Genomic DNA, 22,442 nt, shown 5'->3' on the forward strand with positions numbered 1-22,442 from the left:
GGGGCCGCCGGGGCGGCCGGACCAGGTCGAGCCGCCCGAAGGAGTCGAATCCGTGACATTGGCGAGCGCAGCGCCGCGGTCCGGAGAGCCGGGGCCCAGCAGGCCGCGGCCCGGCAAGCCGCGGCCCGTCAGGCACCTGGACCACGGGGCCTGGTTCCTCGTACTGCCTGCCCTGATACCGATCCTGGTGCTGAGCGTCGGGCCGCTGCTCTACGGCATCTCGCTGGCCTTCACCGATTCCCAGGCCGGCCGCACCGAGCCCACCGAGTGGATCGGGACGCTCAACTTCCAGGACCTGGCGCACGACACACTCTTCTGGGACTCGTTCCGCATCGGCCTGCTCTGGGCCGTCGGCGTGAGTGTCCCGCAGTTCGTGCTCGCCCTCGGCCTCGCTCTGCTGCTCAACCAGAACCTCCGCTTCCGCTGGTTGACGCGCGCTCTCGCGATCATTCCCTGGGCCATGCCCGAGGTCGTCGTCGCCATCATGTGGCGGCTCGTCTACAACCCCGATGCGGGCATCCTCAACGAGACCATCCGCGACCTGGGCCTCGGAGACGGCCGGGACTGGCTGAGCGGACTCGCCACCGCGCTGCCCGCCGTGATCGTCGTCGGCATCTGGGCCGGCATGCCGCAGACCACCGTCGCGCTCCTCGCCGGGCTCCAGAACACGCCGTACGAACTCCACGAAGCCGCGGCCCTCGACGGCGCGGGCGCCTGGCGCCGGTTCCGCACCGTCACCTGGCCCGCCCTCAAGCCCGTCGCGCTCGCCATCACCGCGCTCAACTTCATATGGAATTTCAACTCCTTCGCGCTGGTGTACGTGCTCACCAACGGCGGTCCCGGCGGACGCACCCGCCTCCCCATGCTCTTCGCCTACGAAGAGGCCTTCCGCTACGGCCAGTTCGGGTACGCCGCCGCGATGGGCTGCGTCATGGTCGCGGTGATCTCGGTGATGCTCGCCCTCTATCTCGTAGGACGGCTCAAGGGAGGTGATGAAAAGTGACGGCACTGCGCACCAGCAGGTCCGGCCGCGCCGGCCAGTACCTCGCGCTCCTCGGCTACCTCGTTTTCCTCGCGTTCCCCTTCCTGTGGCTGATCTCCACCGCCTTCAAGCCGCCGCGCGAACTGGGCTCCCTGCACCCCACCTGGATCCCCGAGGACCCGACCCTCGGCAACTTCCGGCAGGCCTTCGACGAACAGCCCCTCCTCCAGGCCGCCGCCAACAGCCTGATCGCGGCGCTCGCCGCAGCCCTGATCGCCGTGGTGATCGCCACGCCGATGGCATACGTCATGGCCCGTCACCGCAGCAGGCTGTCCACCGCCGCCACCGGCTGGGTCGTGGTCAGCCAGGCGTTCCCGTTCGTCCTGGTGATCATTCCGCTGTTCCTGATCCTGAAGAACCTGCATCTGATCGACACCCTGTTCGGACTGATCATGGTGTACGTCGTGTGGGCGCTGCCGTTCGCGCTCTGGATGCTGGTCGGATACGTACGGGCCGTGCCGCGCGAGCTGGAGGAGGCCGCGGCCGTCGACGGCGCGGGCAGGCTCCGCACGCTCGTCTCGGTCACCGCACCGCTGCTCGCGCCCGGCATCGTCGCCACCGCGCTCTTCGCCTTCATCACCGCATGGAACGAGTTCTTCTTCGCGCTCGTCCTGCTCAAGACCCCGGAGAAGCAGACCTTGCCGGTCGTCCTCACCCACTTCCTCGGCGCGGAGGGCGTCGCCGACCTGGGCCCGCTCGCCGCTGCCGCGTTCCTCGCGACGCTTCCCTCGCTCGTCATCTTCGCGATCATCCAGAAGCGGATCACGGGCGGCATGCTGGCAGGGGCGGTGAAGTCGTGATGCGCGTACGACTGCCGACGGCACTCACCGCCGCGCTCGCGCTGCTGCTGACCGGCTGCACGGACGGCCAGGGCTCCGGCTCCGACGGGAAGATCACGCTTCGCTTCCAGTCCCTGGCCTGGCAGAAGGAGTCCGTCGACGCCAACAAGGAGCTGGTGAAGGAGTGGAACGCGAGCCACCCCGACATCCAGGTCCAGTACGTCCAGGGCAGCTGGGACAGCGTCCATGACCAGCTGCTGACCTCCTTCGAGGGCGGTGAGGCGCCGGACATCATCCATGACGCCTCCGACGACCTCGCCGACTTCGCGTACGGCGGCTATCTCGCCGATCTGAGCCAGCTGCTGCCCGAGCGCCTCAAGTCCGACATCCCGCAGCGGAGTTGGGAGACGGCGACCTTCGGCAAGGGGATCTACGGCGTTCCCTTCCTGCAGGAGCCGCGCGTCCTGATCGCCAACAAGAAGATCCTCGACTCCTCCCCAATCCGCGTCCCGACCGCCCGGAAGCCGTGGAGCTGGGAGGAGTTCCGGCAGGTCACCAAGGCTCTGACGGAGAAGATGGGACCGGGGAAGTACGGTGTCGCCTGGCCGCTCAAGGAGCCGGTCTCTCTCACCCTCAACCTCGGTCTGTCGGCCGGTGGTCGGCTCTTCCACCGCGGCGGCGACGGCAAGGTCACGATCAGATTCACGGACGGCGACGGGGTGGTGCCCGGCACCGTCCACGACCAGGTCAATGCCGACAGGAGCGCATCGCGCAGCACCCTCGGCATGGGCGGTTCGGACACCCTGCCCGGCTTTTTCGGTGGCAAGTACGCGATGGTCCCGCTCGGCTTCTCGTACCGGCAGCAGATTGTGCAGCAGGCGCCCAAGGGCTTCGAATGGACGGTGCTGCCCGCCCCGGCAGGACCCGATGGCCCGGCCCAGGGAGTAAGCCCGCAGACTCTCTCGGTCGCCGAGGACAGTCCGTACAAGAAGGAGGCGGCGCAGTTCATCGACTTCATGCTGGGGCCGCAGAACATGGTGCGGCTGGCGAAGGGCGACTGGATGCTGCCGACCGGTACACAGGCGCTGGCCGACCCGTCGCTGCACACCGAGAAGGACGGCTGGGCCACCGGCGCGGCGCTCGCGCGGGATCTGCGGTCCGCGCCCGCGCAGTCGGTGCGCGGCTATCCGGAGTGGAAGGACAAGGTGGCGACGCCGGCGCTGCAGGAGTACTACAGCGGCGCGATCGACGCCGATGAGCTGGAGAAACGCCTGGTGAAGGACGGGAATCTGGTGCTGGCCCGCTATCAGCGCTAGGTGCTCGCGCCGGGAGCGGTACCAGGGTGAGGCGTTCGCGCCCGGGAGCGGTATCAGGGTGAGGCGGTCGCGCCGGGGAGTGGTCAGCATGAGGCGGTCGCGCCGGGAGCGGGCTCCCGGCCGGCGCGGCGGGCCACAGCGTCCCCCGTGCTCCGGCCCGCGACGAAGGTGCGCAGAAAGGCCAGCACCCCGTCCGGGTCGTGCCCGGCCGCGGCAGCCTCGATGCGCGCACGGAGTCCGGCCTCGATCCCGGCCACCTCGCGTGCCGCCTCATGGCCTGCGGGCGTGAGCGTCAGCTCCACATGGCGCCGGTCGCGACTGCCCTCCTCGCGGCGTACGAGCCCGCCGGTGACCAGCCGGTCAACCTGCTCGGATTGTTGCCGCTTTCGCAGACCAGCAGCGCCCCCAGGCCGGACATGCTGAGTGGCTGCCGCTCGGCGAGCAGCCGCAGCACCTCCGCCTGAGCGGGCGTCACCGCCAACGGGCGCAGCGCCTGAGCGAGTTGCCGGTTCCCCTCGCGCTGCGCGGCGAAACAGCGCCCCGGGCAGCGTTGATGCCGGATGCCACTACGCGGCTCAGGAGGTCCGGGTGTGGTGGTCCAGCAAGCGAGTGAGCAACTGCACGAACTGGTCGCGTTCGGCCGGACTCAGCGGCGCGAGCAGTTCGTCGTGGAGGTCGTCCAGGACCTTGTCGAGGAGGCGTAGGTGGCGGCGGCCTTGGGTGGAGATCGTGATGACGTTACGGCGCCGGTCGTCGGGATCCGGTGCCCGCTCGACGAGGTCACGCTCGGCCAGTTCGTTGAGCACGCCGACCATGTCGCTGCGGTAGATGCCGGAGCGCCTGCTCAGCTCCGCCTGGCTGCACGGCCCGTACTCCTGCAGTGAGGCGAGCACGGCGTAGTGCCACTTGCGGGCGTCGGCCCGGGCTAGCCCCTCGGTGATCAGCCGGTCCGACCGCATGGTCAGCTGCGACAACAGGCGGCTCGCCCGCCGACGCAGCCTGTCGGGCGTCTTGAGCGCGCCGTCGTCGGGCATGTCCGCGGCTTCGGCTCTGATCATGACGCCAATCCTACCCATTGCGTTAGTCTGACTAACGATGTACGTTCACTCGCGCCGAACACGTTAGTGCAACTAACGTTAATTGAGTGAACTCCAAGGAAGGAAGATCTTGCCCACCAAGACAGTGCGGATTCCCACCACGGACGGTCAGGCCGACGCCTTCGCCGCCTTCCCCGACCGTGGCGAGCGGCACCCAGGGGTGCTGATGTACGCGGACGGCTTCGGCATCCGGCCCGTGCTGCGGGAGATGGCCCGCGAACTGGCCGGGCACGGGTACTACGTGCTCGTCCCCAACCTCTTCTACCGGCACGGCCCGGCACCGGTGATCGAACTTCCCGAGCACATCGGAGAAGAGGTCCGGCCCCAGGTCATGGCCCAGCTGATGCCTTTGATCGAGGCGCACACCGCCGAACGTGTCCTGAGCGACGCCGACGCCTACCTCAGGTTCCTCACCACCCAGCCCGAGGTCGGCGCCGGACCGGTCGCGGTGACCGGCTACTGCATAGGCGGCCTCCTGGCGATGCGCACCGCCGCGGCCCACCCCGGCCAGGTGGCCGCCGTCGCCGGATTCCACGGCCCCGTCGGCGCCGACGGGCCCGACCTCCTCTCCAAGCTCACCGCCCAGGTCCACCTCGGCCACGCCGAAGGCGACATGACGCCCGAGGCCCTCGGCGAGCTCAACCAGGCCCTGGATGCCGCAGGTGTCGGCTACACCTCCGAGATCTACCCCGGCACCATCCACGGCTTCACCATGTCCGACACCGACGCCTTCAACCCCGCCGGGCTGCAACGCCACTGGGACTGCCTGCTGCCCCTCCTCGGCCGCACCCTGGCCAACGGCTGAGGCTCCGGCCCGGAAACCGAACCCGAAGTGCACGGCTCCGCAGCCCGTAGCTCGCACGCCAGCCGCAACGCAGCGGCCGGTACCTGGTGATCGTGGCCATGCGCCGCGATCCCCGCGTCGTACGCCGACAAGGTCGCCGCGACCGGCGCCGAGACGTCGGAGGGGGGCACGATGCGTGCGGCGGACCTGATCGAGGCGGAGCTCGGCGACCGGCAGGGCTGAGGTCACTGCTTTGTCCTCAATCGCCGGACGGGCTTGAGAATCAAGCCCGTCCGGCGATTGAGGACCCGGGGTCTGGGGCCGGAGTCCCAGCCAGGGGCCCGGGCCCCGTGCGTAGACGCTAGACCCGCACCGGCGACTGGCGCCCGTCGCCGTCATGGTCCCGGACCCCCGGCGCCGGACCGACCGCCGGCTCGTCGTGCGTCAGATCCGGCAGCCATCGCAGCCACTTCGGGAAGTACCAGTTGCGCTCGCCCAGCAGCGCCATGATCGCCGGGAGCAGCACCCCGCGGATGATCGTCGCGTCGATCAGCACCGCCGCCGCAAGACCCACGCCCATCTGCTTCATCGACTGCATCGACAGCGTGCCGAAGATCGCGAACACCGCCACCATGATGACCGCCGCGCTCGTCACCACACCGGCCGTCGTCACCACTCCGTGCGTGATCGCGTCCCGCGTGTCGCGCCCCTGCATCTTCCCCTCGCGGATCCGCGACACCACGAACACGTGATAGTCCATCGAGAGCCCGAACAGGATCACGAACAGGAACAGCGGCAGCCAGGCGATGATCGCGCCCACGCCCTCCGCGCCGAACGCCGACGCGCCCCAGCCGTGCTGGAAGACGGCCGTCAGGATGCCGTAAGCCGCCCCCACCGACAGCAGGTTGAGCACAATCGACGTGATCGCGATCGTCAGCGAGCGGAACGACAGCAGCATCAGTACGAAGGCGAACACCACCACGAAGGCGAAGACCGGCGCCACCGCCCCACCGAGCTGGTCGTTGAAGTCCTTCGACCCCGCGACCTGGCCGCTGATCGGCGCCTCGAGTCCGTCGATCTTGCCCAGGGTGGCCGGCCGGACGTCGTTGCGCAGGATGTCCAGGCTCTTCTCCGCCTTGTCCTGGTCGGAGCCGCCCACCAGGGGTACGTATACGAACGCGAGGTTCTGCGCATCGTGCGTCACGACCTCGACCGGGCCACGGGACGCGCCCGAACTCACCGCCTGCTTACGGAATTCGGCGATCGCCTGCCGTACCGGCGCCGCGTTGATGTCGTCCGCCTTGACGACGACCTCCGCCGGATCCGCCCCGCCCGGGAACGCCTCGTTGATCCGCTCGTACGTCGCCACGATCGGCACAGAGTCGCCGAACTCCTGGTCCAGCGTGAAGCTCTGGGTCTTCATGCCGACCGCGGGCAGCGCGATCGCCACCAGCGCGCCCGCCGCGACGAGCAGCGACACCAGAGGCCGCTTCAGTACGCCGCCGAGCACCCAGGTCCATACGCGGCTCTCGCCGCCGGTGCCGTTGGCGCCGCGCTTCAAGCGGTTGAGGAAGGGGATGCGGCCCTTCTCGACCCGGTCACCGAGCAGCGAGAGCAGCGCCGGCAGCACCGTCACCGAGCCGACCATCGCCACGGCCACCACGATCAGCGAGGCCAGTCCCATCGACTTGAACTCGCCGATCCCGGTGAAGAGCATGCCGGCCATGGCCACGCACACCGTCACGCCGGAGACGATGACGGCCCGCCCACTGGTCGCCGCGGCTATCTGCATCGCTGTCTGCCGGTCACGCCCCGCGGCCCGCTCCTCGCGCTCACGCCGCAGATAGAAGAGGCAGTAGTCGACGCCGACCGCCAGACCCACCAGCAGCATCACAGAGTTTGCTGAATCGCTCATCGGCTGGAGATGGCTGACGACACCCATCAGTCCCATCGTGGCCACGATCGCGGTGATGGCCAGAGCCACCGGCAGCAGCGCAGCCACCAGCGCGCCGAAGGCGATCAGCAGAATGCCGAGCGCGACCGGCACCGCCGAGAGCTCCGCCTGCTGGAAGTCGTCGCCGAAAGCGTCGTCGAAGGTCTTGTTCATGCTCGCGCTGCCGATCTCCTCGATCCGCAGCTCCTTGTGCGCGTCCTGGACCTTGGCAACGGCTTGCAGAACCGGCTCGATCCGGTCGCTCGCCGTTTCTGGATCACCGCGCACATTGAATTGGACGAGCGCACTGCGCCCGTCCTTGGAAATGCTCTTGGTGTCGTACGGAGAAGTCACCGCGGTTACTTCACCGGTGCCGCCGACCGCCTTCACCACCGCGTCGACCGCCTTGCGGAACTCAGGGTCGGTCGCCTTCGTGGTGTCGTTCCTGGCCTGGACGAGCACGCTCTCGCCGGCCGGCTCCTCGACGCCCGCCTCCTCCGTGATCCGCGAAGCCTGGGTCGTCTCACCCTTCAGCTGATCGCTGTCCTTGAGCTCCACCGTGCCCGCGGCAGAACCGGCCACCACGGTGAGAAGGACGAACAACACCCAGATCCCCACGGCAGCCCAGCGGTGCTGCGCACTCCAGCCGCCGGCCCGCGCGGCGATTCCGCGCGGCCTTCCTCCTGCGTTTCCCATGACAGCCCTGTCCCTTGAGCGTGACGTCGGCGCGGCGCCGTCGTCCCCACTTCGAAGTTATGGGCTCATTCAGGCCTTCTCCTCCTGCTCGCCGGTGACCCCGCTGGGCGGTTCACTCCTCCTTTCGGACCGGTCGGATCCCCGACAAGAAGGATCGAAGCCCCTTACATGTATAGGGGGTTGAGGGGCGAAGTCGGACTTGTGCGGCCCTGGCCGATTTCTTATTACGAAACCTTGTTGTCTAAGTCACAGCTGTATGAAGGTCTTGATCTGAGCCCGTCAATCGGTCAGGGTTTCGAACCAGCCCCCGGAGATTTTCCGTCCGCGGGCCAATCCCCCCACAAATGATGACGAGGAGACCCCTCTTCATGGCAACTCACAAGCGCGCGAGCAGGATCAAGCTCACCGCGGCGATAACCGCCGTGGCTGCCGCAGCCGGAGTGACCGTACTCAGCACGTCCTTCGCCGGAGCGGCGACTCCTGCCCAGGGCACCATCTACGGCGCGAACGCCGAAGGTGCCGTCGCAGGCAGCTACATCGTGCTGCTGGACAAGAAGGCCGACAAGCAGGACCTGGCCAAGGAGTACGGCGGCAAGCTGCAGCGCAACTACAGCTCCGCAGTCAACGGCTTCTCCGCCAGCGGCCTTTCGGAGACCGAGGCCAAGCGCCTCGCCGCCGACCCGGCCGTCGACAAGGTCGTCCAGAACAAGAAGTTCTCGATCAACGCGACTCAGGACAACCCACCGTCCTGGGGTCTGGACCGGATCGACCAGGCCGACACCGCCGGCGACAAGAAGTACACCTACCCGGACAGCGCGGGCGAGGGTGTCACGGCGTACGTCATCGACACCGGAGTCCGTATCTCCCACAAGGACTTCGAGGGTCGCGCGGCCCACGGCTTCGACGCCGTCGACAACGACGACTCCGCAGACGACGGCAACGGCCACGGCACCCATGTCGCCGGCACCATCGCCGGTGCCGCCCACGGCGTCGCCAAGAAGGCGAAGGTCGTCGCCGTCCGCGTCCTCGACGACAACGGCTCAGGTACCACCGAGCAGGTCGTCGCGGGCATCGACTGGGTCACCAAGAACCACCAGGGCCCGTCCGTCGCCAACATGAGCCTCGGCGGCGGCGCCGACGAGGCGCTCGACGAGGCCGTCCGCAAGGCGATCGCCTCCGGTGTCACCTTCGCCGTCGCGGCTGGCAACGAGTCCACCGACGCGAGCCAGGGCTCCCCGGCGCGCGTCAAGGAAGCCATCACCGTGGCCTCCTCGACCAAGGACGACGCGCAGTCGGAGTTCTCCAACTTCGGCCAGATCGTGGACATCTACGCCCCGGGCTCGGACATCACCTCGGCGTGGAACGACAGCGACGAGGGTACGAAGACCATCTCCGGTACCTCCATGGCGACGCCGCACGTCGTCGGCGCCGCGGCGGTCTACCTCGGCGCCCACCAGGACGCCACCCCGGAGCAGGTGGCCACGGCGCTGACCGACGGCGCCACGGCCGACAAGATCACCAACCCCAGCGAGGGCACGCCCAACAAGCTGCTGAAGGTCGTCGAGTAACCGACGCACTCCATCGCTGAACCGGCGGTCGCCGTGCCCTCCCCCACGGGGCGCGGCGGCCGTCCTATGGTGTGCCCATGACCACGAGATATGCGGCACTCCTGCGCGGAATCAACGTGGGCGGGCACAAGAAGATGCCGATGGCTCAACTCCGCGAACTGCTCACGGAACTGGGCCATGGCGACGTCGCCACGTATCTGCAGAGCGGCAACGCCGTCTTCACCAGCGACTCGGACGACGAGAACGCCATCTGTGCCGCGTTGGAACGGGCGATCGAGAAGCGCTTCGGCTTCGGCGTCGACTGCCTGGTGCGCAGCGGTCCGTATCTGCGCGCGGTGGCCGAGGCGTGCCCCTTTCCCGCCCCCTCGCTGGAGGGCAAGCAGCTGCACGTCATCTACTTCTCGGAGCCGGTCGGCCCCGAGCGGCTCGCGTCGATCGACGCGGCGGCGTATCTGCCCGAGGAGTTCCGGCTCGGTGACCGGGCGCTGTACCTGTACGCGCCGAACGGCCTCGGCCGCTCCAAACTCGCCGAAGCGCTCGGAAAACCGAGCCTGTTCAGGGGCACCGTCTCCACCAGCCGCAACTGGAACACCGTCGTCAAACTGGTGGAGCTGACGCGTGAGTGAAAGCTGATCGCCGAAGGCCGATCACCGAAGGGCGACGAGATCCTCCTCCGAGAGCCGGATCGCGGCCGCGTCCAGGTTCTCCTCCAGATGCGCGAGCGAGCCGGTGCCCGGCGTCGGACACAGCACCGGGGAACGGTGCAGCAGCCAGGCCAGCGCGATCTGCCCCCTGCTCACGCCATGCCGAGCGGCGACCGCGTCCAGCGCCGCCGCGGCCTCGCCCGTCAGCGCCCCGTTGGCCAGCGGGAACCACGGCAGGAACGCCAGGCCGTGCGACTCGCACACCTCAAGCACCGCCTCCGACTCGCGGTCGATCAGATTGAAGCGGTTCTGCACCGAGGCGATCGAGTCGGTCTCTGCAAGGTCCAGTGCTTCCTTCAGCTGCTCGACGGTCACCGTGTCCAGACCGATGTGCCGGATTTTCCCCTCGTGCCTCAACTCACCCAGCGTGCCCAGCTGTTCGGCCGGCGGCACCTCGGGATCCAGCCGGTGCAGCTGATACAGATCGATTGTCTCCCTACGCAGCCGGCGCAGACTGGCCTCGCACATCGCGCGCAGTTGCCCGGGCCGCCCCGCGATGTGCCAGGCGCTGTCGCTCGTACGCACCACCCCGCCCTTCGTCGCGACGACCAGGTCCGCGGGGTACGGGTGCAGTGCCTCGGCGACCAGCTCCTCCGCGAGACCCGGGCCGTAGTTGTCGGCGGTGTCGATCAGCGTGACACCCCGATCGACCGCCCGCCGCAGCACCGCGACGGCGTCCGCACGCTCGCCGCGCGGCCCCCAGTAGCCGGGGCCGGTGAGCTGGGCCGTGCCGTAACCGAGCCTTCGCAGGGCCGGCTCCCCGACGAGCCGGAGACTGTCCACGATCATGGCTGGACGGTATCCGACTGTGCGAGTCTCGTACGCATGCGCTACATCATCATCGGGGCAGGGGCGGTCGGCGGCACCATCGGCGGGCGGCTGGCCGAGGCGGGGCACGAGGTGGTGCTCGTCGCACGCGGCGCGCACTACGAGGCACTTCGCGACGGCGGTCTGCGCCTGACCACACCCGATGGCAGGCACACTCACCGGCTGCCCGTCGTCGAAGGACCGCAGCAGCTGGGCGAGTTGCGTGAGGACGATGTGCTGGTACTGGCCGTCAAGACTCAGGACAGCACCGCCGCCGTCGACACCTGGGGCCACCGGCCGGTGGCGGTCGGCGGCACCGCGGCTGAGCGCCTGCCGCTGGTCTGCGCCCAGAACGGTGTGGCGAGCGAACGTATCGCGCTGCGCCGCTTCCGCCATGTGTACGGCATGTGTGTGTGGCTGCCTGCCACCTACGTCGAGCCGGGCGCGGTCTCCGCCGCGGGCGCCCCGCTCACCGGCATTCTGCACATCGGCGGGTACCCGTCCGGCACCGATGAGACCGCCCACCGCATCTCCGGCGATCTGGAGAAGTCGCGGTTCGAAGCGCCGGTCGTCCCGGACGTGATGCGCTGGAAGTACGCCAAGCTCCTCGGCAATCTCGCCAACTCCATCGAGGCCGTCACCGGCCTCCTCACCGGTGAGGACGGTCGCGCACTCTACCGACGGGCCCGCGCGGAGGGCGAAGCCGTGCTCGCGGCCGCGGGCATCGAGGCCGCCGGCGAGGAGGAGCAGAAGCGGGCCCGCGCCGAGAAGGTCCGGCTCGAGCCCCTCTGCGGCTCCGAGCGCGGCGGCGGCTCGTCCTGGCAGTCGCTCAACCGCGGCACCGGCACGATCGAGGCCGACTACCTCAACGGCGAGATCGCCCTGTTGGGCCGACTGCACGGCGTTCCGACGCCCGTCAATGACGCCCTCCAGCGCGTGGCGAACAGCTTCGCCCGCGAGCGCAGGGCAGCCGGCTCGATGTCCGTCGCCGAGCTGACCGCGCTCGTCGACGCCGAAATGGACCAGTGAATCAGCTCGTGAATGGCCCGGGATTCCGGTCCACTTCATGGCTAGCCTCAAGGCATGACCACTGACATGACCACTGAGAAGAACAACATCGCAGTCGATTTCTGGTTCGACCCCGCCTGCCCCTTCGCCTGGATTACCTCCCGCTGGATGCTGGAGGTCGAGCGGGAGCGCGACATCGCGCTGAACTTCCGTCCGATGAGTCTGTATCTGCACAACATCGGCAATGAACTGCCTCAGTGGTACCGCGAGTTGGTCGACAAGTCGATCGGTCCTGTACGGGTGGCGGTCGCCGCGGCCGAGCAGCACGGCGACGCGATCCTGCGCGGCCTCTACACCGCCTTCGGCACCCGCATCCACGAGCGCAAGACCGAGGACTTCGACGAGGTCATCGCCCAGTCCCTGGCCGAACTCGGCCTGCCCGCGTCGCTCGCCAAGGCGGCCCACGACGAGTCGTACGACGAAGCGGTGCGCCGCAGCCACGACGCGGGCAAGGACCCGGTGGCCGACGCCTATGTCGGCACGCCCACCATCCATGTCGACGGCACGGTCTGGTTCGGCCCGGTGCTCAACTCCATCCCGCGCGGTGAGGAGGCGGCGCGGCTCTTCGACAGCTTCCGGGTCATCGCCGGACACCAGGATTTCTTCGAGCTGAAGCGCACCCGCACCGGCAGCCTGAACTTTGGCTGACGGGGGGACCGGCCCGCCCGGCCGCCCGGCCGTCGCGTTTGTTCAAGACCCCGCCCGGCGCCCGTCCCTAAGGTGCCGGGCATGGACATGGACAGCGTGTACCCCTACCTGACCGAGTGCGCGAGCGAAGCCGCTCGCATCGCCCGCGGCGTCACCGCCGACCAACTGTCCGCGCCGACGCCCTGCAAGGAGTGGGACGTCCGCGGACTCGTCAGCCATCTTGTCCTCTACTCGTCCCACGGCCTCGAACACCGCGCCCTGCGCAAGCAGCTCCCCGACGAGCTCACCAGTCGCGACTTCACCGCCGACGCCGACTGGGCCGAGCAGTACGCGGCCCAGCTGGACCGCGCCCTCGCCGCCTGGTCCGACCCGGCCGTCTGGGAGGGCGAGGTGGACCTGGGCTTCACCTCGATGCCCGCACCCGAGATCGCCTCGCTGATCACCAAGGAACTGGCCGTCCACGGCTGGGACCTGGCCCGCGCGACCGGGCAGCAGTACGGGATCTCCGACGATGCCGCGGCGCTGGTCCTGTCGGTCGTGGACGAGCACGCCGAGGTCTACCGTCAGTACGGCGGCTTCACCGATCCCGTACCGCTGCCGGATTCGGCCCCTGCCTTCGAGCGCGCCTTGGCCGGCTCCGGCCGCGACCCGCGCTGGACGCCCTAGCCGCCGCGCTCGGCCCGCCGTGCCCAGCCGCCGCTCAGCCCGCCGCCGCGACCCGCGCCCCGGCCCGCACCTCGGCCCGCGCCTCGTCGAAGCGCCGCAGCAGAAGCCGCGCCAACTCCGGTGCCGCGCCAAGGACATCGGCGATGACGTCCGCCTCGCGGGCCCCGGCGGCGATACGGTCCGGGAGGCGGCCGGGAGCGATGACGTACGGAGCCACCGCCACCCGGCGGACGCCCTCGGCCCGCAGTTGTCGTACCGCGTCCTCGGTGCGGGGAAGGGATGCGGAGGCGAACGCAGGCCGCACGGCGCACCAACCGGTGTGCCGCAGCTCCCGCGCGATTTCAGCGATCACTGCGATCGCCTCCGGGTCTGTGGAGCCCGCCGAGGCCAGCACCAGGCCGGTCGAGTCCTTACGGGACGGGTCGAGCCCCGCCTCGTACAGCCGTCGCTCCAGGGCGGAGCGCAGCAGCGGCGACGGGCCGAGGACCTCGGCCTGGCCAATCCGCAGGCGCGGCAGGCGCGCCGACGCCTCGTGCAGTACGGCGGGGATGTCGGCCTTGGCGTGGAAGGCGCGGGTCAGCAGCAGCGGCAGCGCGACCACATCCTCGATGCCCTCGGCGGCCAGCCGCTCCAGCACCCGCGGTACGGCAGGGGCGTTGAAGTCCAGGAAGCCCGTCTCCACGCGCAGCCCCGGCCGCAGCCACCTGGCCCGCTCCACCAGGGCGTGCACGGTCGCCGCATGCCGCGGGTCGCGGCTGCCGTGGGCGATGACGAGGAGGACAGGGCTGCGCATGGCGGTGCTCAGTTCTTGACGAGGAGACCGCGGCTGCGCAGCACCCGCCGTTCCAGCGGGCTGAAGATCAGCAGGTCGATGGCGATGCCGACGATCAGGATGAGGATGATGGCGAGGAGTACGCCGGGCATGTCGGCGTTGTTGCGCCCGTTCTCCAGCAACTGGCCGAGCCCCAGGCCCAGATCGGGCGAGGACGCGATGATCTCGGCGGCCATCAGCGAGCGCCAGGAGAACGCCCAGCCCTGCTTGAGGCCCGCCAGATAGCCGGGCAGCGCGGCCGGCATGACCACGTGCCAGATGCCCCGGTAGCCGGTGGCGCCCAGCGTCCGGCCCGCCCGCAGGAACAGCGGCGGCACCTGGTCCACTCCGGAGACCAGTCCGTTGGCGATTGAGGGGACCGCGCCGAGCAGGATCACCGCGTACATCATCGAGTCGTTGAGGCCGAGCCAGATCACCGCCGGAGCCACCCAGGCGACCGAGGGCAGCGCCTGGAGGCCGGAGAGGATCGGTCCGATCGCCGCACGGACGAACTTCACCCGGGCGACGAGCAGTCCGAGCGGGGTACCGATGGCGAGTGCCAGCAGAAAGCCGAGCAGGCCACGCGAGACGCTGGTCCAGACGACATCGAGCAGCGTGCCCTGCACCCACTGCTCGGCCGCGCTGTCCCACACCGCGGACGGGGCGGGCAGCTTGTAGTCCTCGGTGACCTTCGCCCAGACCAGCACCTGCCAGACGACCAGCACGAGGGCCACGGCCAGGATGGGAGGCAGCACCTTCTGCAGCAGCACCTGGTGCACCGGGGTGCGATGGACCTGTACGGCGTCCAGTGCGTCCAGGCCGGCTTCGAGGCCGGCGAGGTCGTCGGCCTTCGTGCCTGCCTTTGCGACGTCGTCGCGAACCTCAGTGCTGGCCATGGCGGCGGATCTCCCCACGCAGTTGTTCGGTGATCTCGACGGACAGCTCCGCGACGTCGGCGTCCTCAATACGGCGCGGCTGCGGGATGTCCACCCTCCACTCGTGCGCGATCCGGCCCGGCCTGGAGGACAGCAGCACCACACGCTCGGCGAGCCGCACGGCCTCGCGGACGTTGTGGGTGACGAACAGGACCGAGACGTTCGTCTCGCGCCAGATCCGCGTCAGTTCGTCGTGCAGGACGTCCCGGGTGATGGCGTCGAGCGCGGCGAACGGCTCGTCCATCAGCAGCAGTTCGCTGTCCTGCGCCAGCGCACGGGCCAGCGCCACGCGCTGGCGCATGCCGCCGGAGAGCTCGTGCACCCGCTTGCCGTACGCGCCCCGGAGCCGTACCAGCTCAAGGAGACGCTCCGCTTCCACGCGCCGCTCGGACTTGGCGACGCCGCGCATCCGCAGCGCCAGTTCGATGTTCTTGCCGGCGGTCAGCCACGGGAAGAGTGCGTGCTCCTGGAACATCAGGGCGGGCCGCCCGCCGGGTGTCTCGATGGACCCCGCGGTCGGGCGGTCGAGCCCCGCGACCAGGTTGAGCAGGGTGGACTTACCGCACCCCGACGCCCCCAGGAGGGTGACGAACTCGCCCGGCGCGACATCAAGGGTGATGTCGTCCAGCACAAGCTGCCGCCCGGACGGACCGCCGAAGGACTTCGAGACATGCTCGATACGGGCGGCGTGCGTCACCGCGGCACGGTCATCGGCCTGGGCCTTGTCCTTGGTGAGGGTAGTGGCCATGGTCGTCACCTCCTGGGAACGTGGGCGGGTGGACTACTTGACGCCGAGACCGGCGTCGGCGACCTCGGGCTGCCCTGCGGCCTTGAGCACCTTGTTGAGGAGCGTCAGGTCGTAGATCCCCTTCAGGTCGGGCTCCTTCAGCAGACCGGACGCGACCGAGTGCTGCGCCTGGGTGTTCAGCGTGGCGGCCAACGGGTCATTGGTGATCTGGATGCTCGGCCAGGCCAGGTCGATGACCTTGGCGGGGAGCTCCTTGCCGGTCTCCTCCTTGAGGGCGGCGTTGGCCGAGGCCTTCGCCTTGTCCGGGTTGGCGTTGATCCACTCGTTGGTCTTCACGGTGCCGCGCAGTACGGCCTCGACGACGTCCGGGTGCTCCTTGAGGAAGCTCTGCTTCACGATCACGTTCGTGATCACGAACTTCTTGTCGGGCCACAGGGTGGACTCGTCGAGCAGCACCTTCGCGCCCTCGGAGACCAGCTTGGACGCGGTCGGCTCCGGCACCCAGGCGCCGTCGATGGCACCGGACTTGTAGGCGTCCGGGGTCACCTTGTTGTCCGTACGGACCACGGAGACGTCGCCCTTGCCGCTCTGGGCGTCGACCTTCCAGCCCTTCTCGGAGATCCAGTTGAGGAAGGCGACATCCTGGGTGTTGCCCAGCTGCGGGGTGGCGATCTTCTTGCCCTTGACGTCGTCCAGGGTCTTGATCTTGTCCGGGTTGACGACGAGCTTCACGCCACCCGATGCGGAGCCGGAGACGATCCGCAGGTTCTGGCCCTTGGCCTTCGTGTAACCGTTGATGGAGGGGGACGGGCCGATGAAGCCGATGTCGATGCTGCCCCCGTTGAGGGCCTCGATCTCGGACGGACCGGCGTTGAAGGCCTGGGGGGCAACCTTTGTGCCGCCGAGCTCCTTGGCGATGAGGCCTTCCTGGAGGCCCACCAGAGCGGTGGCGTGCGTGAGGTTCGGGAAGTAGCCGATCTTCACGGTGTCGGCGGAGAGCTTCTTACCGCCGGCGGCGACGTTGGCCTTCTCGCCGTCGTCCTTCTTGGCCTCGGAGCCGTAGCCGCAAGAGGCGAGCGCGCCTATCAGCAGCGGCAGGGCGGCGGCCGCGGCGAGGCTGCGGCGCAGGGTGGTACGGGTGGCAGGCACGGGAGGGTTTCCTCTCGGAGGCCCGGTTCTTACGTCACTTCGGACGTGGCCGGGAAGTCGGCAGATCTTCGTTTGTGCAGTGTGCGGGGGGTGCGGGCGCGCAGGCAGTGCGCGTACGTCATCGGGCACATCGTGCGACCCCGCCCGTGCCCGCGCCGAGGGCGCCGCTGCCGACGCGGCCGCCCTCCTTCGCGAACGTCGCGTAGAAGTCGGTGGTCATCAGAAGTCCCACCCCTCGTCGTCGGTCACATGCACGGCCTCGGCGGTCGCGGTGAACGAGTCGCCCGCCATGCCGGCCGCCAGCGTGGTGCCGTCCGCGGGGTCGATCAGCAGGAACGACCCGGTACGGCGGGAGTCGGCGTACGAGTCGAGCGCGAGCGGCTCGGCGGTACGGATCTTGACCCTGCCGATGTCATTGGCGACCAGCTGCCCGGGGTTCGGGTGCTGGGACAGGTCGTCGAGGGTCAGCCGGGACGGGATCTCCTTGACGATCGCCTTGACCGTGCGGGTGGTGTGCTTGAGCAGCACCCGCTGGCCGACGGCGAGCGGCTGGTCCGCGACATGGCAGACGGTCGCCTCGACGTCCTGTGTGGTCGCGGGCGCGTCGCCGCTCGGCACGATCAGGTCGCCCCGCGAGATGTCGATGTCGTCCTCGAGCAGGAGCGTGACGGACTGCGGGGTCCAGGCGATGTCCACCGACTCGCCGAGCAGGTCGATCCCGGTGATCTTCGACGTGTGGCCCGCCGGCAGGACGGTCACCTGCTCGCCGACCCGGAACGTGCCCGCGGCGATCTGGCCCGCGTAGCCCCGGTAGTCGGGGTGCTCGGCGGTCTGAGGACGGATCACGTACTGCACCGGCAGCCGGGCGTGGCAGCCCGTCAGATCGTGGCTGACCGGGACCGTCTCCAGGTGCTCCAGCACGGTCGGGCCGCCGTACCAGTCCATGTTCGCGGACGGATCCACCACGTTGTCACCGGCCAGCGCAGAGATCGGGATCGCGGTGATCTCGGGGACGCCCAGGGATGCGGCGTACGCGGTGAACTCCTCTGCGATCGCGGCGAAGACGGGCTCGGCGTAGTCGACGAGGTCCATCTTGTTGACGGCGAGGACGACATGCGGGACGCGCAGCAGGGCGGCGACCGCGGCATGGCGGCGGGTCTGCTCGACCACGCCGTTGCGCGCGTCGACCAGCACGACGGCCAGCTCGGCCGTGGAGGCGCCGGTGACCATGTTCCGGGTGTACTGCACATGCCCGGGGGTGTCGGCGAGGATGAACCGCCTGCGCGGCGTGGCGAAGTAGCGGTAGGCGACATCGATGGTGATGCCCTGCTCCCGCTCGGCCCGCAGACCATCGGTGAGCAGCGCCAGATCGGGCGCCTCCTGGCCGCGGCTGGCGGAGACCCGCTCGACGGCCTCCAGCTGGTCGGTGAGGATCGACTTGGAGTCGTGCAGCAGCCGCCCGACGAGGGTGGACTTGCCGTCGTCGACGGAACCGGCGGTGGCGAAACGCAGCAGGGTGGTGGCCGAGAGCTGCTCGGCCAACTGGATGTCACGTGTGGTCATGGCTAGAAGTACCCTTCGCGCTTGCGGTCTTCCATCGCGGCCTCGGACATCTTGTCGTCGGCGCGGGTCGCGCCCCGCTCGGTGAGCCTCGATGCGGCGATCTCGGTGATCACGGCGTCCAGCGTTGTGGCGTCGGAGTCGACGGCGCCGGTGCACGACATGTCACCGACCGTGCGGTAGCGCACCAGCCGCGTCTCGACGCTCTCGGACCCCTTCGGCCCGCCCCACGCACCGGCGGTCAGCCACATGCCGGAGCGCTGGAAGACCTCGCGCTCGTGCGCGAAGTAGATCTCGGGCAGCTCGATCTTCTCGCGCTCGATGTACTGCCAGACGTCCAGCTCGGTCCAGTTGGACAGCGGGAAGACTCGCACATGCTCGCCGGGCGCGTGGCGGCCGTTGTAGAGCTGCCACAGCTCGGGCCGCTGCCGGCGCGGGTCCCACTGCGAGAACTCGTCCCGCAGCGAGAACACCCGCTCCTTGGCGCGCGCCTTCTCCTCGTCCCGGCGCCCGCCGCCGAAGACCGCGTCGAACTTCTCGGCCTGGATCTTCTCGGTGAGCGGCACGGTCTGCAGCGGGTTGCGCGTCCCGTCGGGGCGTTCGCGGAGCACACCCCGGTCGATGTAGTCCTGTACGGAGGCCACATGGAGCCGCAGCCCATGTGCGGCCACAACGCGGTCGCGGTACTCCAGCACCTCGGGGAAGTTGTGCCCGGTGTCCACATGCAGCAGCGTGAAGGGAATCGCCGCCGGGGCGAACGCCTTCAGTGCCAGATGCAGCATGACGATCGAGTCCTTGCCGCCCGAGAAGAGGATCACCGGCCGCTCGAACTCGCCCGCCACCTCGCGGAAGATGTGCACCGCCTCGGACTCCAGAGCGTCCAGGTGCGACAGGGCGTAGGGGCTGTCAGTGCCCTCGTGAACAGTGGCGGCGGTCGTCATGCCAGGCCCCTCTCGGTGAGCAGCGCGTGAAGTGCCGCCGCGGACTCCTGCACGGTCTGGGTGTGCGACTCGATCCGCAGATCCGGGTTCTGCGGCTCCTCGTACGGGTCGTCGACGCCGGTAAGTCCGCTGATCTCGCCGGCCGCCTGCTTGGCGTACAGACCCTTCACATCGCGTACGGAGCACACCTCCACCGGAGTGGCGACATGCACCTCCAGATACGCGGTGCCCTCGGTCTGGTGGCGCTTGCGGACGGACTCGCGGCTGTCCTCGTACGGGGCGATCACCGGCACCAGCGCCTTGATGCCGTTGGACGCGAGGAGTTCGGCGACGAAGCCGATCCGCTGGACGTTGGTGTGGCGGTCCTCGCGGCTGAAGCCGAGGCCCGCGGAGAGGAATTCGCGGATCTCGTCGCCGTCGAGCACCTCGGTCCGGTGGCCGTCGGCGCGCAGCCGGTCCGCCAGTTCGTAGGCGATGGTGGTCTTGCCCGCGCTCGGCAGACCGGTGAGCCAGATGGTGGCCCCAGTCACGTGCTTCTCCCGCTGCTTCTCGTCGTTCATCAGCCGTGCAGCCCGCATTCGGTCTTTCCCCGGCCGGCCCAGCGGCCGGCGCGTGCGTCCTCGCCCTCCAGCACCCGGCGGGTGCAGGGCGCGCAGCCCACGGAGGCGTAACCGTCCATCAGCAGCGGGTTGGTGAGGACGCCGTGTTCGGCGACGTACGCGTCCACGTCGTCCTGCGTCCAGCGGGCGATCGGCGAGATCTTGACCTTCTGCCGCTTCTCGTCCCAGCCGACGACCGGAGTGTTCGCCCGGGTCGGGGACTCGTCGCGGCGCAGGCCCGTCGCCCACGCGTCGTACCCGGTCAGGCCCTCTTCGAGCGGCTTGACCTTGCGCAGCGCGCAGCACAGGTCGGGGTCGCGGTCGTGCAGCCTGGGGCCGTACTCCGCGTCCTGCTCGGCCACGGTCTGCCGCGGGGTGAGCGTGATGACGTTGACGTCCATCACCGCGTCCACGGCGTCCCGGGTCCCGATCGTCTCCGGGAAGTGGTAGCCGGTGTCGAGGAAGACCACGTCGACCGGGCTGCCGCCGGGGAAGGCACGGGAGGCGAGGTGGGCGACCACCGCGTCCTCCATGGAGGACGTGACGCAGAAGCGCGGCCCGAAGGTGTCGGCCGCCCACTTCAGAATGTCCAGGGCGGAGGCCTCTTCGAGGTCCCGCCCCGCCTGCTCCGCGAGCTCTTTGAGATTGGTCTGAACCACCGTCATATCTCGTCCCCTCCACCGTCATTGCGCTGAAGTCCCCGGGTCAGCAGCCCGAGGAACTTCAACTGGAAGGCTCGATTGCATGCCGCGCATTCCCATGCGCCGTGGCCCTGCTCGTTCGGACGCAGGTCCTCGTCGCCGCAGTACGGGCAGTAGAAGGGTGCAGCCCTCTCACTCACGACAGAGCCTCCTCGGACGCACGCGCCGCCCAGGCCGCGAAGCGCTCGCTGTCCTCGCGCTCCGCCTGGAAGCGCTTGAGGACGCGCTCGACATAGTCCGGCAGCTCGGCCGAAGTGACCTTCAGACCGCGGACCTTGCGGCCGAAGCCGGGCTCCAGGCCCAGCGCGCCGCCCAGGTGCACCTGGAAGCCCTCGACCTGGTTGCCTTCGTCGTCCAGCATCAGCTGGCCCTTGAGACCGATGTCCGCGACCTGGATACGCGCGCAGGCGTTGGGGCAGCCGTTGATGTTGATGGTGATCGGCTGGTCGAACTCGGGGATGCGGCGCTCGAGTTCGTCGATCAGCGCGGCGCCACGGGCCTTGGTCTCGACAATGGCCAGCTTGCAGAACTCGATGCCGGTGCAGGCCATCGTGCCGCGCCGGAACGGCGACGGGTTGACCCGCAGGTCCAGCGCCTCAAGACCGGCCACCAGCGACTCGACCTGCGACTCCTCGACATCGAGCACGATCATCTTCTGCTCGACGGTGGTACGCAGCCGGCCCGAGCCGTGCGCGTCCGCCACTTCGGCGATCTTGGTGAGCGTGGCGCCGTCGACCCGGCCGACGCGCGGTGCGAACCCGACGTAGAAACGTCCGTCCTGCTGCCGGTGGACACCGACGTGGTCGCGCCACTGCTGTACGGGCTGCGCCGGGGCGGGCCCGTCGATCAGCTTGCGCTTCAGGTACTCGTCCTCGAGCACCTGGCGGAACTTCTCGGCGCCCCAGTCGGCGACCAGGAACTTCAGGCGGGCGCGGGTGCGCAGCCGCCGGTAGCCGTAGTCGCGGAAGATCGAGATGACGCCTTCCCAGGCGTCCGGGACCTCGTCCAGCGGCACCCAGGCACCGAGGCGGACCCCGAGCTTGGGGTTGGTGGACAGTCCGCCGCCGACCCAGAGGTCGAAGCCGGGGCCGTGCTCCGGGTGTTCGACACCGACGAAGGCGATGTCGTTGATCTCGTGGGCCACGTCCAGCAGCGGGGAGCCGGAGATCGCCGTCTTGAACTTGCGGGGCAGGTTGGAGAACGCCTTGTTGCCGATGAACCGGCGGTGGATCTCCTCGATCGCCGGAGTGCCGTCGACGATCTCGTCCGCTGCGATCCCGGCGACCGGCGAGCCGAGGATGGTGCGCGGCGTGTCGCCACAGGCCTCGGTCGTCGACAGGCCCACGGCCTCGAGACGGTTCCAGATCTCCGGGACGTCCTCGATGCGGATCCAGTGGTACTGGACGTTCTGCCGGTCGGTGATGTCGGCGGTGCCGCGCGCGAACTCCTGCGAGATCTCACCGATGACGCGCAGCTGCTCGGTGGTCAGCCGGCCGCCGTCGATGCGGACGCGCATCATGAAGTACTTGTCGTCCAGCTCCTCCGGCTCCAGGATCGCGGTCTTGCCGCCGTCGATCCCGGGCTTGCGCTGGGTGTAGAGCCCCCACCAGCGCATCCGGCCGCGCAGGTCGGCGCCGTCGATCGAGTCGAAGCCGCGGTGGGCGTAGATCGTCTCAATGCGTGTCCGCACATTGAGACCGTCGTCGTCCTTCTTGGTCTGCTCGTTGGCGTTCAACGGCGTCATATGGCCAACTGCCCACTGGCCCTCGCCGCGGTGGCGTCCGGCCTTGCGGCGGGGCGTGGCGGGGGCGGGCTTTTCGGGGGTGGCGGCCATGGCGGTATGTCCTTCGAGACTGCAGGAGGGCGGCTCTCAGCTGCACACTCGCGTGG

The 22,442-nt window shown here is 69.2% G+C and carries 24 protein-coding genes; 9 read left to right on the forward strand and 15 right to left on the reverse strand.

Features of this window, described 5'->3' with window-relative positions; translation table 11 throughout:
- The first annotated feature begins 58 nt into the window (after positions 1–58).
- Genes ACH492_RS00860 through ACH492_RS00870 form a run of 3 tightly spaced genes read left to right on the forward strand, consistent with a single transcriptional unit; the run spans position 59 to position 3,137 of the window.
- Positions 59–1,003, forward strand: coding sequence for a carbohydrate ABC transporter permease (locus tag ACH492_RS00860; protein WP_398983214.1), 945 nt, complete (start codon positions 59–61; stop codon positions 1,001–1,003).
- Entirely contained in the window at positions 1,000–1,842 is an 843-nt protein-coding gene (locus tag ACH492_RS00865; protein ID WP_398981384.1) for a carbohydrate ABC transporter permease, read from the forward strand. The genes ACH492_RS00860 and ACH492_RS00865 overlap by 4 nt, the downstream gene beginning before the upstream one ends.
- Positions 1,842–3,137, forward strand: coding sequence for an ABC transporter substrate-binding protein (locus ACH492_RS00870; protein ID WP_398981386.1), 1,296 nt, complete (start codon positions 1,842–1,844; stop codon positions 3,135–3,137). Before ACH492_RS00865 ends, ACH492_RS00870 begins: the two co-directional genes overlap by 1 nt.
- An 83-nt stretch (positions 3,138–3,220) precedes the next feature.
- Here the strand turns inward: ACH492_RS00870 and ACH492_RS00875 are convergent, their stop codons facing one another.
- From ACH492_RS00875 to ACH492_RS00885, 3 genes are all read right to left on the reverse strand, one after another.
- Positions 3,221–3,439 (reverse strand): hypothetical protein, encoded by a 219-nt coding sequence (locus tag ACH492_RS00875; protein ID WP_398981388.1) that lies wholly within the window; start codon positions 3,437–3,439, stop codon positions 3,221–3,223.
- The gene (locus tag ACH492_RS00880; RefSeq protein WP_398981390.1) at positions 3,430–3,618 is read right to left on the reverse strand and encodes a hypothetical protein; all 189 of its coding nucleotides are present in this window, start codon (positions 3,616–3,618) and stop codon (positions 3,430–3,432) included. Before ACH492_RS00880 ends, ACH492_RS00875 begins: the two co-directional genes overlap by 10 nt.
- 94 nt (positions 3,619–3,712) lie before the next feature.
- Complete coding sequence (locus ACH492_RS00885) at positions 3,713–4,195, reverse strand: MarR family winged helix-turn-helix transcriptional regulator (RefSeq protein WP_398981392.1); 483 nt, start codon at positions 4,193–4,195, stop codon at positions 3,713–3,715.
- A gap of 109 nt (positions 4,196–4,304) precedes the next feature.
- On the opposite strand from ACH492_RS00885, the gene ACH492_RS00890 reads away from it, so the two are divergent.
- Complete coding sequence (locus ACH492_RS00890) at positions 4,305–5,039, forward strand: dienelactone hydrolase family protein (RefSeq protein WP_398981394.1); 735 nt, start codon at positions 4,305–4,307, stop codon at positions 5,037–5,039.
- Between the two features lie 340 nt (positions 5,040–5,379).
- On the opposite strand, the gene ACH492_RS00895 is transcribed toward ACH492_RS00890, so the two are convergent.
- Positions 5,380–7,647: an MMPL family transporter gene (locus ACH492_RS00895; protein WP_398981396.1), complete on the reverse strand. Its 2,268-nt coding sequence runs from the start codon at positions 7,645–7,647 to the stop codon at positions 5,380–5,382.
- Positions 7,648–8,015: 368 nt separating this feature from the next.
- On the opposite strand from ACH492_RS00895, the gene ACH492_RS00900 reads away from it, so the two are divergent.
- Together ACH492_RS00900 and ACH492_RS00905 are read left to right on the forward strand one after the other, a co-directional pair.
- On the forward strand, positions 8,016–9,215 hold the full coding sequence (locus ACH492_RS00900; protein ID WP_398981398.1) for a S8 family peptidase: 1,200 nt from the start codon (positions 8,016–8,018) through the stop codon (positions 9,213–9,215).
- A 77-nt stretch (positions 9,216–9,292) separates the two neighbouring features.
- Positions 9,293–9,841 (forward strand): DUF1697 domain-containing protein, encoded by a 549-nt coding sequence (locus ACH492_RS00905; RefSeq protein WP_398981400.1) that lies wholly within the window; start codon positions 9,293–9,295, stop codon positions 9,839–9,841.
- A gap of 21 nt (positions 9,842–9,862) precedes the next feature.
- On the opposite strand, the gene ACH492_RS00910 is transcribed toward ACH492_RS00905, so the two are convergent.
- Positions 9,863–10,708 carry an aldo/keto reductase gene (locus ACH492_RS00910; protein ID WP_398981402.1) on the reverse strand — a complete coding sequence of 282 codons (846 nt, stop codon included), beginning with the start codon at positions 10,706–10,708 and terminating at the stop codon, positions 9,863–9,865.
- Positions 10,709–10,744: 36 nt separating this feature from the next.
- On the opposite strand from ACH492_RS00910, the gene ACH492_RS00915 reads away from it, so the two are divergent.
- The 3 genes from ACH492_RS00915 to ACH492_RS00925 all read left to right on the forward strand — a co-directional run bounded on the left by ACH492_RS00915 (position 10,745) and on the right by ACH492_RS00925 (position 13,108).
- Positions 10,745–11,755, forward strand: a complete 1,011-nt coding sequence (locus ACH492_RS00915; protein WP_398981404.1) for a ketopantoate reductase family protein — start codon at positions 10,745–10,747, stop codon at positions 11,753–11,755.
- Positions 11,756–11,809: 54 nt separating this feature from the next.
- Entirely contained in the window at positions 11,810–12,442 is a 633-nt protein-coding gene (locus ACH492_RS00920; protein WP_398981406.1) for a DsbA family protein, read from the forward strand.
- Positions 12,443–12,523: 81 nt separating this feature from the next.
- Positions 12,524–13,108 carry a TIGR03086 family metal-binding protein gene (locus ACH492_RS00925; RefSeq protein ID WP_398981408.1) on the forward strand — a complete coding sequence of 195 codons (585 nt, stop codon included), beginning with the start codon at positions 12,524–12,526 and terminating at the stop codon, positions 13,106–13,108.
- Positions 13,109–13,142: 34 nt separating this feature from the next.
- Here the strand turns inward: ACH492_RS00925 and ACH492_RS00930 are convergent, their stop codons facing one another.
- The 10 genes from ACH492_RS00930 to ACH492_RS00975 all read right to left on the reverse strand — a co-directional run bounded on the left by ACH492_RS00930 (position 13,143) and on the right by ACH492_RS00975 (position 22,386).
- Positions 13,143–13,901 (reverse strand): sirohydrochlorin chelatase, encoded by a 759-nt coding sequence (locus tag ACH492_RS00930; protein ID WP_398981410.1) that lies wholly within the window; start codon positions 13,899–13,901, stop codon positions 13,143–13,145.
- An 8-nt stretch (positions 13,902–13,909) separates the two neighbouring features.
- On the reverse strand, positions 13,910–14,815 hold the full coding sequence (locus ACH492_RS00935; protein WP_398981412.1) for an ABC transporter permease: 906 nt from the start codon (positions 14,813–14,815) through the stop codon (positions 13,910–13,912).
- Positions 14,802–15,602, reverse strand: coding sequence for an ABC transporter ATP-binding protein (locus ACH492_RS00940; RefSeq protein ID WP_398981414.1), 801 nt, complete (start codon positions 15,600–15,602; stop codon positions 14,802–14,804). Before ACH492_RS00940 ends, ACH492_RS00935 begins: the two co-directional genes overlap by 14 nt.
- 33 nt (positions 15,603–15,635) lie before the next feature.
- On the reverse strand, positions 15,636–16,751 hold the full coding sequence (locus ACH492_RS00945; protein WP_398981416.1) for an aliphatic sulfonate ABC transporter substrate-binding protein: 1,116 nt from the start codon (positions 16,749–16,751) through the stop codon (positions 15,636–15,638).
- A gap of 219 nt (positions 16,752–16,970) precedes the next feature.
- On the reverse strand, positions 16,971–18,314 hold the full coding sequence (locus ACH492_RS00950) for a sulfate adenylyltransferase subunit 1 (RefSeq protein ID WP_398981418.1): 1,344 nt from the start codon (positions 18,312–18,314) through the stop codon (positions 16,971–16,973).
- A 2-nt stretch (positions 18,315–18,316) separates the two neighbouring features.
- Positions 18,317–19,252 (reverse strand): sulfate adenylyltransferase subunit CysD, encoded by a 936-nt coding sequence (gene cysD / locus ACH492_RS00955; protein WP_398981420.1) that lies wholly within the window; start codon positions 19,250–19,252, stop codon positions 18,317–18,319.
- Entirely contained in the window at positions 19,249–19,830 is a 582-nt protein-coding gene (gene cysC / locus ACH492_RS00960; protein ID WP_398981422.1) for an adenylyl-sulfate kinase, read from the reverse strand. The genes cysD and cysC overlap by 4 nt, the downstream gene beginning before the upstream one ends.
- The gene (locus ACH492_RS00965; protein WP_398981424.1) at positions 19,812–20,516 is read right to left on the reverse strand and encodes a phosphoadenylyl-sulfate reductase; all 705 of its coding nucleotides are present in this window, start codon (positions 20,514–20,516) and stop codon (positions 19,812–19,814) included. Before ACH492_RS00965 ends, cysC begins: the two co-directional genes overlap by 19 nt.
- Positions 20,513–20,692, reverse strand: a complete 180-nt coding sequence (locus tag ACH492_RS00970; protein ID WP_313943447.1) for a hypothetical protein — start codon at positions 20,690–20,692, stop codon at positions 20,513–20,515. The genes ACH492_RS00965 and ACH492_RS00970 overlap by 4 nt, the downstream gene beginning before the upstream one ends.
- Positions 20,689–22,386, reverse strand: coding sequence for a nitrite/sulfite reductase (locus ACH492_RS00975; protein ID WP_398981427.1), 1,698 nt, complete (start codon positions 22,384–22,386; stop codon positions 20,689–20,691). The genes ACH492_RS00970 and ACH492_RS00975 overlap by 4 nt, the downstream gene beginning before the upstream one ends.
- Between the last annotated feature and the right edge of the window lie 56 nt (positions 22,387–22,442).

Origin of the sequence: Streptomyces sp. NPDC019443 (assembly GCF_044389785.1) — a bacterium.
Classification (GTDB): Bacteria; Actinomycetota; Actinomycetes; order Streptomycetales; family Streptomycetaceae; genus Streptomyces.

What these genes read in the sequence shown, in the direction of transcription:
- ACH492_RS00885 (WP_398981392.1), bottom strand. Translation starts at nt 4,195, where the DNA reads ATGATCAGAGCCGAAGCCGCGGACATGCCCGACGACGGCGCGCTCAAG.
- cysC (WP_398981422.1), bottom strand. Translation starts at nt 19,830, where the DNA reads ATGCGGGCTGCACGGCTGATGAACGACGAGAAGCAGCGGGAGAAGCAC.
- ACH492_RS00900 (WP_398981398.1), top strand. Translation starts at nt 8,016, where the DNA reads ATGGCAACTCACAAGCGCGCGAGCAGGATCAAGCTCACCGCGGCGATA.
- ACH492_RS00905 (WP_398981400.1), top strand. Translation starts at nt 9,293, where the DNA reads ATGACCACGAGATATGCGGCACTCCTGCGCGGAATCAACGTGGGCGGG.
- ACH492_RS00925 (WP_398981408.1), top strand. Translation starts at nt 12,524, where the DNA reads ATGGACATGGACAGCGTGTACCCCTACCTGACCGAGTGCGCGAGCGAA.
- ACH492_RS00965 (WP_398981424.1), bottom strand. Translation starts at nt 20,516, where the DNA reads ATGACGGTGGTTCAGACCAATCTCAAAGAGCTCGCGGAGCAGGCGGGG.
- ACH492_RS00935 (WP_398981412.1), bottom strand. Translation starts at nt 14,815, where the DNA reads ATGGCCAGCACTGAGGTTCGCGACGACGTCGCAAAGGCAGGCACGAAG.
- ACH492_RS00895 (WP_398981396.1), bottom strand. Translation starts at nt 7,647, where the DNA reads ATGGGAAACGCAGGAGGAAGGCCGCGCGGAATCGCCGCGCGGGCCGGC.
- ACH492_RS00930 (WP_398981410.1), bottom strand. Translation starts at nt 13,901, where the DNA reads ATGCGCAGCCCTGTCCTCCTCGTCATCGCCCACGGCAGCCGCGACCCG.
- ACH492_RS00870 (WP_398981386.1), top strand. Translation starts at nt 1,842, where the DNA reads ATGCGCGTACGACTGCCGACGGCACTCACCGCCGCGCTCGCGCTGCTG.
- ACH492_RS00915 (WP_398981404.1), top strand. Translation starts at nt 10,745, where the DNA reads ATGCGCTACATCATCATCGGGGCAGGGGCGGTCGGCGGCACCATCGGC.
- cysD (WP_398981420.1), bottom strand. Translation starts at nt 19,252, where the DNA reads ATGACGACCGCCGCCACTGTTCACGAGGGCACTGACAGCCCCTACGCC.
- ACH492_RS00950 (WP_398981418.1), bottom strand. Translation starts at nt 18,314, where the DNA reads ATGACCACACGTGACATCCAGTTGGCCGAGCAGCTCTCGGCCACCACC.
- ACH492_RS00920 (WP_398981406.1), top strand. Translation starts at nt 11,810, where the DNA reads ATGACCACTGACATGACCACTGAGAAGAACAACATCGCAGTCGATTTC.
- ACH492_RS00910 (WP_398981402.1), bottom strand. Translation starts at nt 10,708, where the DNA reads ATGATCGTGGACAGTCTCCGGCTCGTCGGGGAGCCGGCCCTGCGAAGG.
- ACH492_RS00940 (WP_398981414.1), bottom strand. Translation starts at nt 15,602, where the DNA reads ATGGCCACTACCCTCACCAAGGACAAGGCCCAGGCCGATGACCGTGCC.
- ACH492_RS00975 (WP_398981427.1), bottom strand. Translation starts at nt 22,386, where the DNA reads ATGGCCGCCACCCCCGAAAAGCCCGCCCCCGCCACGCCCCGCCGCAAG.